Source organism: Janthinobacterium sp. GW821-FHT03C10 (assembly GCF_059420865.1).
The window spans coordinates 1,788,664-1,801,089 of the sequence record NZ_JBWKUN010000001.1; the positions used below are offsets into that span (position 1 = coordinate 1,788,664).

The 12,426-nt window shown below is 61.3% G+C and carries 9 protein-coding genes and 1 rRNA gene; 4 read left to right on the forward strand and 6 right to left on the reverse strand.

The genetic code is table 11. The features are described from left to right. Positions 1-40: 40 nt before the first annotated feature. Positions 41-481 (forward strand): acyl-CoA thioesterase, encoded by a 441-nt coding sequence (locus tag AC07VH_RS07720; RefSeq protein WP_475414205.1) that lies wholly within the window; start codon positions 41-43, stop codon positions 479-481. A 21-nt stretch (positions 482-502) separates the two neighbouring features. Next, entirely contained in the window at positions 503-2,092 is a 1,590-nt protein-coding gene (locus AC07VH_RS07725; RefSeq protein WP_494788136.1) for an alkaline phosphatase D family protein, read from the forward strand. A gap of 3 nt (positions 2,093-2,095) precedes the next feature. Here AC07VH_RS07725 and AC07VH_RS07730 read toward each other — a convergent pair whose 3' ends face one another. From AC07VH_RS07730 to AC07VH_RS07745, 4 genes are all read right to left on the reverse strand, one after another. Then, complete coding sequence (locus tag AC07VH_RS07730; RefSeq protein WP_475414207.1) at positions 2,096-3,778, reverse strand: long-chain-fatty-acid--CoA ligase; 1,683 nt, start codon at positions 3,776-3,778, stop codon at positions 2,096-2,098. A gap of 54 nt (positions 3,779-3,832) precedes the next feature. Continuing rightward, positions 3,833-5,515, reverse strand: coding sequence for a long-chain fatty acid--CoA ligase (locus tag AC07VH_RS07735; protein WP_489629517.1), 1,683 nt, complete (start codon positions 5,513-5,515; stop codon positions 3,833-3,835). Between the two features lie 276 nt (positions 5,516-5,791). Further along, positions 5,792-6,841, reverse strand: coding sequence for an aminopeptidase (locus tag AC07VH_RS07740; protein WP_494788135.1), 1,050 nt, complete (start codon positions 6,839-6,841; stop codon positions 5,792-5,794). A gap of 1 nt (position 6,842) precedes the next feature. Continuing rightward, entirely contained in the window at positions 6,843-8,918 is a 2,076-nt protein-coding gene (locus tag AC07VH_RS07745) for a molybdopterin-containing oxidoreductase family protein (RefSeq protein WP_494788134.1), read from the reverse strand. A gap of 206 nt (positions 8,919-9,124) precedes the next feature. Between AC07VH_RS07745 and AC07VH_RS07750 the strand changes: the two genes are divergently transcribed. After that, the gene (locus tag AC07VH_RS07750; protein ID WP_494788133.1) at positions 9,125-10,318 is read left to right on the forward strand and encodes a M20 aminoacylase family protein; all 1,194 of its coding nucleotides are present in this window, start codon (positions 9,125-9,127) and stop codon (positions 10,316-10,318) included. 1 nt (position 10,319) lies between these two features. Here the strand turns inward: AC07VH_RS07750 and AC07VH_RS07755 are convergent, their stop codons facing one another. Further along, positions 10,320-11,222: an NAD(P)-dependent oxidoreductase gene (locus tag AC07VH_RS07755; protein ID WP_494788132.1), complete on the reverse strand. Its 903-nt coding sequence runs from the start codon at positions 11,220-11,222 to the stop codon at positions 10,320-10,322. Positions 11,223-11,311: 89 nt separating this feature from the next. On the opposite strand from AC07VH_RS07755, the gene AC07VH_RS07760 reads away from it, so the two are divergent. Beyond that, the gene (locus tag AC07VH_RS07760) at positions 11,312-11,884 is read left to right on the forward strand and encodes an acyloxyacyl hydrolase (RefSeq protein WP_230539252.1); all 573 of its coding nucleotides are present in this window, start codon (positions 11,312-11,314) and stop codon (positions 11,882-11,884) included. A gap of 223 nt (positions 11,885-12,107) precedes the next feature. Here the strand turns inward: AC07VH_RS07760 and rrf are convergent. After that, positions 12,108-12,220: ribosomal RNA gene (rrf, locus tag AC07VH_RS07765) — 5S ribosomal RNA — on the reverse strand. Positions 12,221-12,426 lie beyond the last annotated feature (206 nt).

Sequence of the window (12,426 nt, forward strand, 5' to 3'; positions counted from 1 at the left end):
GTTCAATCGCAGCAATTGTAGCCTTTCATGAGAATAAAAGATGAGCACCTCCCCCGCCCGCCCCGACAACTGCCTCGCCGCCGGCCTGCCCGCCGGAAAAATGCCCGAACTGCGCATGATGCCCGCGCCGTCGGACGCGAATGTGTACGGCGACGTCTTCGGCGGCTGGATCATGGCGCAAGTCGATATCGCCGGTTCCCTGCCGGCCACGCGGCGCGCCAACGGCCGTGTCGCCACCATTGCCGTCAATTCCTTCGTCTTCAAAAATCCCGTCTTCGTCGGCGATCTGCTCTCCTTCTACGCCGACATCGTCAAGGTGGGCAATACGTCGATCACCGTCAACGTGGAAGTGTATGCCGAGCGCAACCGGCTGCAGGCATGCATCGTGAAAGTCACGGAAGCGACCCTGATCTACGTGGCGACGGACTCCGACCGCAAGCCGCGCAAGGTGCCGCCGATCGAGACCTTATTGGCGTCTTGATTGTCGTAATCATTCCACGCCATGGATAGCCAGCGCCGCATCTTCTTGCTGAGCGCTGCGCGCATCACGGCGCTGGCCGCCGCCGGCACGCTGCTGTCCGGGTCCAGCGCCAGCGCCGCCACGCGCCTCAATGGCAACGGCTATCCGTTTGCGCTCGGCGTCGCTTCCGGTTCGCCCTTGCCGGACGCCGTCGTGCTGTGGACGCGTATCTGCTACGACCCGCTGCACGCAGCCGCCACGCCCGCCATCGCCCTGAACGTGCGCTGGGAAGTGGCCGAAGACGAGGCTTTCCGGCGCATCGCCGCCAAGGGGCAAGCGACGGCGACGCCCGCCCTCGCCCACAGCGTGCACGTCGACGCGGGCGGCCTGGCGCCCGGGCGCTGGTACTGGTACCGCTTCATGCTGGGCGACGCCGTCAGCCCCGTGGGCCGCACGCGCACGGCGCCCGAGCCCGGCTCCATGCCTGCCTTGCTGAAACTGGCCGTCGCCTCATGCCAGCACTGGGAATTCGGCGCGTATGCGGCGCACCGCCACATTGCCGCGGCTGCGCCCGACTTGGTGGCCTTCCTGGGCGACTACATCTACGAATGGGGGCCGTATCAGCTGCAGCACCCGAGCCGGGCCGTGCGCACGCATGAAAGTTTTACGCTGGACGAGTACCGCGCCCGCTATGCGCAATACAAGAGCGACCGCGACTTGCAGGGCGCGCACCTGGCCGCACCGTGGATCGTCACGTGGGACGACCATGAAGTGGCCAACGATTACGGCAATGACCGCGACGAACTACTGACACCCACGTTCCTGCAACGCCGCGCGGCCGCCTACCAGGCGTTTTATGAGCACATGCCGCTGCGCCTGCTGCCGCTGGGCAGAAGGGGCTTTGTCGACATGCGCATCTACCAACGCTACGACTGGGGCCGCCTGGCACGCTTCCACGTGCTGGACGACCGCCAATACCGCGCCTACCACGCCTGCGCCAGACCGGGCCGCGGCGGCTCGAATTCCGTCACCACGCGCAACTGCCCCGACTTGCGCAAGCCCGACCGCACCATGCTGGGCGAAGAACAGCAGCGCTGGCTGCAAACCGGTCTCGATGCATCTCCCGCGCGCTGGAATATCCTGGCCCAGCAAACCCTGATGGCGCAATCGAGCCAGGTGCCCATCCTGCGGCCCGGTGACGAACGCGTCTGGACCGATGGCTGGGATGGCTACCCGATGGCGCGCCAGCATCTGCTCGACGCCTTGCGCAGCAGCCAGGCCAGCAATCCGCTGGTGTTGTCGGGCGACGTGCACACCTTTTATGCGACCGAACTGAGCCGCAATGCCACGCGCCCCAGCAGCAAGGCCAATCCCGTGCTGGCGACCGAGTTTTGCGGCACCTCGATCACCTCCAGCTCCCGCCCGCAGGCGCGCACGGACCAGTACGTGGCGATGAACCCGCACATCCGTTACGGACGCAGCGACAAGCGCGGCTATATGTTGCTGGAAATCACGCCGGAGAAAACAACGACCCTGTTCCAGGGCCTGGAGAACGTGCGCGACAGCACTTCTACCATCGCGACACTGGCCAGCTTTACCGTCCGGGACGGCAAGGCGGGCTTGCAAAGTTAACGCCTAGGCAACCTTCTTTTCGTCGCGCAATTGACGGCGCAAGATCTTGCCGACATTGGTCTTCGGCAATTCATCGCGGAACTCGATGTATTTTGGTTTCTTGTAGGCCGTCAATTCATGCTTGCAATGCTCGCGGATCTGTTCCACCGTCAGGTTCGGGTCCTTGCGCACGACAAACACTTTCACGGCTTCGCCCGCGTTGGCGTCCGGCACGCCGATGCATGCGCATTCGAGCACGCCCGGACAGGACGCGACCACGTCTTCCACCTCGTTCGGATACACATTGAAGCCGGAGACGATGATCATGTCTTTCTTGCGGTCTACGATTTTTACATAGCCGCGCTCGTCCATGACGCCCACGTCGCCCGTCTTGAAGTAGCCGTCGGCCGTCATCGACTTGGCCGTCTCGTCCGGACGCTGCCAATATCCCGCCATCACTTGCGGGCCGCGCACGGCGATTTCGCCCGGCTCGCCCAGCGGCACTTCCACGCCGTCGTCGTTGAGAATCGCCACTTCCGTCGACGGGAAAGGCAAGCCGATGGTGCCCGTGAATTCCGTGATATCGACGCGGTTGCCCGTCACCACGGGTGATGTTTCCGACATGCCATAGCCTTCGATCAGCGGGCAACCCGTCAGTTTCAGCCAGCGTTCGGCCACGTTGCGCTGCAGGGCCATGCCGCCGCCATTGCACACCTTGTAGCTGGAAAAATCGAGCTTGGCGAAGTCGGCATTGTTCAGCAGCGCGTTATACAAGGTATTGACGGCCGGGAAGACGACGATCTTGTGCTTGCTCAATTCCTTGACGAAGCCGGGGATGTCGCGCGGATTCGGAATCAGCACGCTCATGCCACCCAGACGCATGCCCATCAGGGCGCTGACCGTCAGCGAATAGATGTGATACAGGGGCAAGGCGCACATGAAACCCATCGAAGTGGCGCGCATTTCAGGCGTCATCACGGGCGACATCCACGCCTCGTTCTGCAGCACGTTGGCGATCACGTTACGGTGCAACAACATCGCGCCTTTCGACACGCCCGTCGTGCCGCCCGTGTATTGCAGGAAGACGATATCGTCATGCCCCTGCTGCACCGGCGTCAAGGTCAAGCGGGCACCCTCGGCCAGCACCTTGTTGAAGCTGATGGCGTTCGGCAAGGAGAACGCGGGCACCATTTTCTTGATCTTGCGCACGACGAAGTTGACGATAGTCCCCTTCAAGCCGCCCAGCAAGTCGCCCATGGTGGCCACGATCACGTGCTTGACCTGGGTATGCGGCAGCACCTGCTCGACCGTGGTGGCGAAGTTTTCCAGCACGATGATCGCTTCGCTGCCCGAATCGATCAGCTGGTGCTGCAGTTCGCGCGGCGTGTACAGCGGATTGACGTTCACCACCGTATAGCCGGCGCGCAGGATCGCCGCCATGGCCACCGGATATTGCAGCACGTTCGGCAGCATGATCGCCACGCGTGCACCCCGTTGCAGGCCCTTGCTTTGCAGCCAGGCGCCCATCTGCTGCGACAGCTGGTCGAGCTCGCGATAGGTAAGGAATTTATCCATGCACACGAAAGCGTTACGGTCCGCGTATTTCTGGAACGACTCTTCCAGCAAATGCGTGACGGAACGGTATTGCGTGCAATCAATCTCTGCGGGAACGCTGTCCGGGTACGACTTCAACCAAATCTTGTCCATCTCGCCTCATCTTTATCTGTAAAAGGGATGCGCCCCCTGGCGCATCCACATTGTTTATGCTGCTATCTTTTTCTCGTCACGCAAGGCGCGGCGCAAAATCTTGCCGACGTTGGTCTTCGGCAATTCATCGCGGAATTCGATGTATTTCGGCCGCTTGTAGCCGGTGAACTGCTCCTTGCAGTACGCGGCCAGCACTTCCTGGGTCAGGTTCGGATCCTTGCGCACAACAAACACTTTCACGGCCTCGCCCGAGTGTTCGTCCGGCACGCCCACGCAGGCGCACTCGAGCACGCCCGGATGGGCCGCGATGACGGCTTCGACTTCATTCGGATACACGTTGAAGCCGGAAACGAGGATCATGTCTTTCTTGCGGTCCACGATCTTCACGTAGCCGCGCTCATCCATGATGCCCACGTCGCCCGATTTGAAGTAGCCGTCCGGCGTCATGACCTTGGCAGTCTCATCGGGACGGTTCCAGTAGCCGCTCATCACTTGCGGGCCACGGATGGCGATCTCGCCCGTCTGGCCCAGCGGCACTTCCTTGCCGTCATCGTCGAGGATGGCGATATCGGTCGATGGCACGGGCAAGCCGATGGTGCCGGAAAACGCCGTGCTGTCGGCGCGGTTGCAGGTGGCGACGGGCGACGTTTCCGATAAGCCATAGCCTTCGATGATGGACACGCCCGTCACCTGCAGCCACTTGTCGTTGACGGCTTGCTGCACCGCCATGCCGCCGCCATTGGCGATCTTCAAGCCCGAGAAATCGAGCTTGGCGAAGTCGGGATGATTGACCAGCGCGTTATACAGCGTATTGACCGCCGGCAGCAGGTTGAACTTGTATTTGCCCAATTCCTTGATCAGGCCCGGGATATCGCGCGGATTCGGGATCAGGATATTCAGGGCGCCCACGCGCGTGCCCCACATGGCGCAGGCCGTCAGCGCAAAGATGTGGTACAGCGGCAAGGCGCAGACCACGATCATCTGCTCGCGGCTGTTCTGGTCGAGCGCCGCGCCCGACCACGCTTCGCTCTGCAGCACATTGGCGATCACATTGCGGTGGCTTAAGGTCGCGCCTTTCGACACGCCCGTGGTGCCGCCCGTGTATTGCAGGAAAGCGGCGTCGTTGATGCTCAGCTCGACGGGCGTGAGCTTCATGCGGCTGCCCAGCGCCAGCGCCTGCTTGAAGCGCATGGCGTTCGGCAAGGAATACGCGGGCACCATCTTCTTGACGTTGCGCACGACAAAATTGACGATCATGCCCTTCAAGCCGCCCAGCATCTCCCCCATGCTGGCGACGACGATGTGCTTGACGGCCGTCTTGCTCAGCACTTGCTCGAGCGTATGGGCAAAGTTTTCCAGCACGATGATGGCTTCGCTGCCCGAATCGTTCAGCTGGTGTTCGAGTTCGCGCGGCGTATACAAAGGGTTGACGTTGACCACCGTGTAGCCGGCGCGCAGGACGGCGGCGATCGCCACCGGATACTGCAGCACGTTCGGCATCATCAGGGCGACACGCGCCCCCTTCTTCAGGCCGCGGCTTTGCAGCCAGGCGCCCAGCTGACGCGAATAGGTATCGAGTTCGGCATAGGTGAGAAACTTGTCCATGCAGACATAGGCATTGCGGTCCGCATATTTTTGAAACGCTTCTTCCAGCAAATGCACCAGCGAACGATATTGATCAGGATCGATGTCGGCGGGGACGCCGGGAGGGTACGACTTCAGCCAAATTTTGTCCATCCTGTGCCTCTTGTCTCGAATAATCGTGGGGGAGCCGGCGCACCCTGCCGGCGCGGATCATTGCTGCGGATTCTGTCGTCCTGCAGTCTGTTTGAGCATTCTGACGAGCAATTGCTCTATGCTACTAATGCGATGCTATCGGGCGCCGCGCTTCCATGCAAGCGCTTTCAACAGTATTCGAGCGGCAACTCTAGGGCCTTTTTATGCTGCATTGCAGCATGATAAATACGCTGTTACCGAATCGCTTGCCTCGGCATACGGGACAATCTTTACGGGTCAGGGGCTGGACAATTGTTCCAGCGCATGCCTGCGCTCAGGCTTCTTGAGCTGGGCCATTGTGTGCACTGCAGCATAAAAAGCACGAAAGTTCTTTTTTTCTTCCAGCAATTTTTTGAAGGCAGGCAAAAATTCATTGTAGGTAGACACGGAAGCCAGGTGCGCATTGCTCAATGGCTGCTCAAACCAGCGGTCGTAACCGGCAAAACCGCCCCAGTTTTGCTTGAGCACCTGATACGCGTCTTGCAATGCCGCAAACACCTGCGCCTTGCGCGCGCGCTTCTCCGCAGCGCCGGCGTCGCTCGCATACACGGCGTCCAGTTTGCCCCGGTATGTCAGCAGCAAGGCCAGAAAATCCTGGCGCCGCGCCGCATACTGGGCGTACGACGCGCGCATGGCGTCATTGCCCTCGCGCGCCAGCCAGCGCTGCACGCCCGCCTCTTCCACGGCGCTGGCGAACGATTCGTTGAAGGCCGAATCGCCGGGCACGTACACCACCTGGTGCGCCAGTTCATGGAAAATCAGGCGCGCCAGTTCCGCATCGTTGTAGTTGATAAAGGTCGACAGCAAGGGATCGTCGAACCAGCCCAGGGTGGAATACGCGGGCACGCCGCCCACCTGCACGTCGTAATGCAGGGCGCGCAACTCGTCGGCATACGCGAGCGCCTCGTCCTTGCTGTAATAGCCGCGGTAATTGACGCAGCCGGCGATGGGAAAACACCATTGCAGCGGCTGCAGCGACAATTCCGGCGTGGCCACCACGTTCCACAGCACGAACGGGCGCCGCAGGGACGCGTAGTTCTTGTAGCTGCCATTGTCCGGTAAATCCAGCTCGCTGACGGCAAAGCGGCGGATTTGCTGCGCCTTGGCCAGGCGCACTTTCAGGCGCGGTTCGGTGGCCGGATCATCGAGCCAGTCACCGATGGGGCGCGCGCCGGACCACAGCGCATATTGCCCCTGCGCCGCCTGCGTGTAGTAGCGCAGCTGCGTGCAGCCGCCCAGCGGCAGGCACAGCATGCCGACAAGCAGGCGGGCCGGCCAGCGCGCCATGTCAGGCAGCCTTTTCCACTTCGACCAGCGTATCGTAGAACGTCGGCGCGCGGCCCATGTCCGTCAGGCGCTGGCTCGTCACTTCATTGGCGTTCTTGCCGTCGCTGGCGAGTTTCTTCCACCACACGGACAAGCCCACCACCAGGCCCCGTCGCGCCTTGTCCGTGACCCTGGCCTTGGCGACAAAACTGCCGCGGTCATTGAAGATGCGCACCATGTCGCCGGCCGCGATGCCACGCGCGGCGCAATCGTCTGGATGGATGTCGAGGTGCGGCTCGCCTTCGGCCGCGCGCAGGCTTTTCACGTTCACAAAGGTGGAATTGAGGAAATTGCGCGCCGGCGGGGAAATCATGGCCAGCGGGAAGCGCGCCGCCAGCGCGGGATTGCTGGCTTGCGATTCGTGCGGCGCGATATACGAGGGCAAGGGATCGAGTCCCGCCTGCGCCATGGCGCTGGAATAAAATTCGCACTTGCCCGATGGCGTGGGGAAACCACCGTCGGCAAATGGCGCCTCGGGCATGGCCAGCTTTTGCCAGCCCCTGCGTTTCAGCGATTCCCAGTCGAAATGCACGGCACGAGCATCCGTCGCATCGAAGGCCTTGGCCGCCAGCGCATCATCACTTTCCTGGAAACACGGGTCGTCAAAGCCCATGTATTGGGCCAGCAGGCGGAAGATTTCCGTATTCGCCTTCGCTTCGCCCAGCGGCGCCACGGCCGCGTTGTTCGCCATCATGTACAGATGACCGTAGGTGGAATGCGCATCGACGTGTTCCAGTTGCGTGGTGGCGGGCAACACGATGTCCGCGTAATCGACGGTATCGGTCTGGAAGTGTTCGAGCACGACCGTAAACAGGTCTTCGCGGGCAAAACCCTGCGCCACTTTCGAGGAATCGGGCGCCACCGCCAGCGGATTCGAGTTGTAGACGATCACGGCTTCCACTTGCGGGCCAAATTCGGGCGAGCTTTCTTTTAATAAATCATCGCCGATGGTGCTCATGTTGATGGTACGCGGCGTGCCTTTCAACAAATCAGGGCGCTGCAGGGCCTTGCGGTTGACGGGGAAGGAACCCGAGCTCGACAGTTGCATGCCGCCGGCCGGATGGCGCCAGGCGCCCGTCAGGGCCGGCAGGCAGGCGATATTGCGCACGGCCATGCCGCCGCCATGCACGCGTTGCACGCCGTAGTTGGTGCGGATGGCGGCACCCTCGCCAGAGCGGCACGCCTGGCCGTACAGGCGCGCCAGTTCCACCACTTGCGTGGCCGTGATGCCGCACACCTCGGCCACGCGCTCGGGCGGCCATTCCAAAGCGCGCTGTTTCAAGGCATCGTAACCGACCGTGTAGCGTTCGATGTAGTCATGGTCGACCAGGTCTTCGGTGATCAAGACATGCATCAAGCCCAACGCCAGGGCCGCATCGGTACCCGGCAGCAAAGCGATATGCTGATGGCATTTTTCGGCCGTCAGCGAACGGTACGGGTCGATGGCGATCAGGGTGGCGCCGTTGCGCTTGGCTTCCTGCGCCCGCATCCAGAAGTGCAGGTTCGAGGCGATGGGGTTGCCGCCCCAGATGATGATCAATTTGGCGTTCTGGAATTGCTCCAGGTCCGTGCCGATGCTGGCGCCCACCGTGTAGCGGTAGCCCGTGGCGCCGGCTGACGCGCAGATGGTGCGGTCCAGCAGGGAAGCGCCCAGCTGGTTGAAGAAACGCGAGGACATCGACTCGCCCTGCACCAGGCCCATGGTGCCGCAGTAGCTGTACGGCAAGATCGCCTGCGGATCGCGCGCGGCGATCGGCTTCAAGCGGGCCGCGATGGTCTGCAATGCCTCTTCCCAGCTGATGCGTTCGAACTTGCCTTCGCCCTTCTTGCCCACGCGGCGCAGCGGATGCAGCAGCCGGTCCGCATGATAGGTGCGCTCCGTGAAGCGCGATACCTTCGTGCACAGCACGCCAGCCGTGGTCGGGTGGTCAGGATCGCCCTTGACGGCGGTGGCCACGCCATCGGTCACGGTGACCAGCAAGGCGCAGGTATCGGGGCAATCGAGCGGGCAGGCGGCGCGCACTTGGGTGGTGGTCATGGTGCAATCCAAAAACGTTGGGGGAAGGCGATACTGTAAACCATTCCGGACGCTTGCTGTTGGCGCCGTGGCAAGCACGTCCGTGCGCTGGATTTACCCGGCAAACAAGGGCTACAATGCACTATTAGCCGCGCCTGTTTTTGATCAAACAAGCGCGGTCCGGCGCGCCATACATTGCTGCGTGCCAGCATCCACAGGAGAGTCCCATGAAACTAGTTGATCCGATCTTGGCGTTTCAATCCGAGCTGCAAAGTATCCGCCGCGACCTGCATGCGCACCCCGAGCTATGCTACGAAGAACAGCGCACCTCGGACGTCGTCGCCGCCAAACTGACGGAATGGGGCATTCCTGTGGTACGCGGCCTGGGCCGCACTGGCGTGGTCGGCATCATCCAGCATGGCAGTTCCAAGCGTGCCATCGGCCTGCGCGCCGACATGGATGCCTTGCCCATGCAGGAAATGAATACCTTCGAGCATGCCTCGCGCCACCCGGGCAAGATGCACGCCTGCGGCCACGACGGCCATACGGCCATGCTGCTCGGTGCGGCCCATTACCTGGCGCAACACCGCAACTTCGATGGCACGGTCTACCTGGTCTTCCAGCCGGCCGAAGAAGGCGGCGCAGGCGCGCGCGAAATGATAGCAGACGGCTTGTTCACCCGCTTTCCCATGGATGCCATCTACGGCATGCACAACTGGCCAGGCGCCGAAACGGGCACCCTGAGCGTGGTGGAAGGGCCGATGATGGCGTCGAGCAATGAGTTCCACGTCACCGTCAAGGGCAAGGGCGCGCATGCGGCCCAGCCTCACAAGGGCATAGACCCCGTGATGGTGGCCGTGCAAATCGCCCAAAGCTGGCAAACCGTCATTACCCGCAACAAGAGCCCGCTCGACACGGCCGTGCTGTCGATCACGCAAATCCATGCGGGCAGCGCCACCAATGTGATTCCCGACGATGCCAGTCTGGTCGGTACCGTGCGCACGTTTACTACGCCCGTGCTGGACCTGATCGAAGCGCGCATGCGCGACATCGCCGTGCACACGGCCGCCGCTTTTGGCGCGGAAGTCGATTTCCACTTCAAGCGCAACTATCCGCCGCTGGTCAACCATGCGAAAGAAACGGCGTTTGCCGTCGACGTGATGAAAAGCGTGGTGGGCGCCGACAAGGTCAACGCGAATGTCGAACCGACCATGGGCGCGGAAGATTTTGCTTTCTTCCTGCAGGAAAAGGCCGGCTGCTACATCTTTATCGGCAATGGCGATGGCGAGCACCGCGACGGCGGCCACGGCCTGGGACCGTGCGTCTTGCACAACGGCAGCTACGACTTCAACGACAACCTGCTGCCGATCGGCGCCAGTTTCTGGGTCAAGCTGGCCGAAGCGAGCCTGCCCGTCGCTTGATTCAGCTCAGCTTATCCGGACCGGTGCCCAAGCGCTGGTCCGGATTCAACGCTTCCAGGGCCAGCAAGGCAGCCGCATGGTCTGCCGTCGGGTGGCTGGTGGCGAGGGTTTCATAGCGCTGCGTCACCAGTTGCGTCACCGGCAAAGTGACGTGGGCCGCCTCGGCCGCCGCGAGGATGTTGTGCATATCCTTGATCTGGCTCTTCACCTGACCACCAGCAACAAAGTTGCGCTCCAACATGCGCTGGCCATGCACCTCCAGAATCTTGCTCTCCGCAAAACCACCGCGGATGGCTGCCCGTACGGCGGCCGCATCCGCGCCAGCCGCCTGGGCCAGCAGCAAGGCTTCCGCCACGATATTCAGGGTCGCGCCGACGATCAGCTGATTGCACAGCTTGGCAACCTGGCCACTGCCGGGCGGGCCCACCAGAGTCGGGCGCCCCATCGCCGCCAGGATAGTTTCCACACGGGTGTAATCGCCGGTGCTGGCGCCGGCCATGATGGCCAGGGTACCCGCCTGCGCCCCGCCGACGCCGCCCGACACGGGCGCATCGATGAAGCCATGGCCTGCGGCATGCAAAGTGACATGAAATTTCCGGGCTTCCGATTGCTTGGTAGAACTCATATCGATCCAGATCGCGCCAGCGGGCAAGACCGGCAGCGCCTCTTGCAGTAGCTGCGCCACGATGGGACCGGCTTCCAGCATCGAGATGATCACGTCCGCGCCATTGACCGCCTCAGCCACGGATACGGCCGGCTGCGCCCCTGCCGCACGCAGGACTTGGGCCTTGCTGTGCGTGCGATTCCAAATTGTGACAGAATATCCAGCGCGTAGCAGGCAGCGGACCATCGGATCCCCCATCAGACCGATACCGAGAAATGCGATTTTTGTAGAGAATGTCAATTGAACCCCTGAAATCAACAAGTGGCGAGAGCGGCATGCAAAAAAGCTGCCTGCGCAGACAAGACAATAGCCTATCGGCCAATTTTACGATGAAAGCCTCTATGTTCTTCAAGAAGAATCTCCTCAAATCCATCGCCGCCGTTGCCGCGCTGATGGCGGCCAACGCCGGCTTTGCCGCCGACGACAAACTGATCGACTCCGTCTACGGCGAATATGCCAAGGGCGTAAAGGTACAAATGGTACGCGCCGGCGTGACCTCGAACTGGGATAAGGCCTGGTTTGTATCGAATGGCACGCAGCTGAGCGGTTACTGGGATGCCAGCATCGGCGGCTGGGATGGCAAGAGCTATCGCAACGTCCCTGGACAGCATCAAAAACTGTGGGACCTGGGCTTTACCCCTGTGTTCCGCTTTGAAAATACAAATAAGCTGGGCTTCTATGCGGAAGGCGGCATTGGCGTACACATGCTGTCCAAGCTGTACGACAACGACGATAACCGCCTGTCGACCCACTTCCAGTTCGGCGACCATATCGGCGTCGGCTATATCTTCAATAACAAATGGGAAGTCGCTGCGAAGATCCAGCATTTCTCGAACGGCGGCTACAAGAAACCGAATAGCGGCGTCAATTACATGAACGTCAAAGTCGCTTATCACTTTTAATGGGTTTGATAAATGACAAAGGCAGCGCGCAGCGCTGCCTTTTTTTCGCCTGCTGAACAGCCGGGGGCAGCCCCCACACACTGAGCGTCGGTCGGCGGATCGGCGTAGGTCGGCGTAGGTCGGCTTAGCGCAGCGTAAGCCGACAGCACCAGCGGCGCACCCAACCGCCAGACGAAAAAAAACCCGCCAATTGCGGGGGTTTTTCTCTTACTGCGAATAACAAGCCTGACGATAACCTACTTTCACACTGGTTGCAGCACTATCATCGGCGCAAAGTTGTTTCACGGTCCTGTTCGGGATGGGAAGGGGTGGGACCAACTTGCTATGGTCATCAGGCATAACTTGTACCGGCATTTGTCCTCAGTGGAGCGACAAAGCCATGAATCTGGAAGAAGCGGATTATTTAGAATTTTGGGTAATGATTGCGATCAACAACTTCGCAACATGTACTTTCTCATCCTCTGTACCTGCTAAGGTTATAGGGACAAGCCGTACGGGCAATTAGTACTGGTTAGCTTAATGCATTACTGCACTTCCACACC

Excerpts from the sequence above, each read along its gene's own strand:
- AC07VH_RS07735 (WP_489629517.1), bottom strand. The coding sequence starts at position 5,515 with ATGGACAAAATTTGGCTGAAGTCGTACCCTCCCGGCGTCCCCGCCGAC.
- AC07VH_RS07760 (WP_230539252.1), top strand. The coding sequence starts at position 11,312 with ATGAAAGCCTCTATGTTCTTCAAGAAGAATCTCCTCAAATCCATCGCC.
- AC07VH_RS07750 (WP_494788133.1), top strand. The coding sequence starts at position 9,125 with ATGAAACTAGTTGATCCGATCTTGGCGTTTCAATCCGAGCTGCAAAGT.
- AC07VH_RS07745 (WP_494788134.1), bottom strand. The coding sequence starts at position 8,918 with ATGACCACCACCCAAGTGCGCGCCGCCTGCCCGCTCGATTGCCCCGAT.
- AC07VH_RS07725 (WP_494788136.1), top strand. The coding sequence starts at position 503 with ATGGATAGCCAGCGCCGCATCTTCTTGCTGAGCGCTGCGCGCATCACG.
- AC07VH_RS07730 (WP_475414207.1), bottom strand. The coding sequence starts at position 3,778 with ATGGACAAGATTTGGTTGAAGTCGTACCCGGACAGCGTTCCCGCAGAG.
- AC07VH_RS07740 (WP_494788135.1), bottom strand. The coding sequence starts at position 6,841 with ATGGCGCGCTGGCCGGCCCGCCTGCTTGTCGGCATGCTGTGCCTGCCG.
- AC07VH_RS07720 (WP_475414205.1), top strand. The coding sequence starts at position 41 with ATGAGCACCTCCCCCGCCCGCCCCGACAACTGCCTCGCCGCCGGCCTG.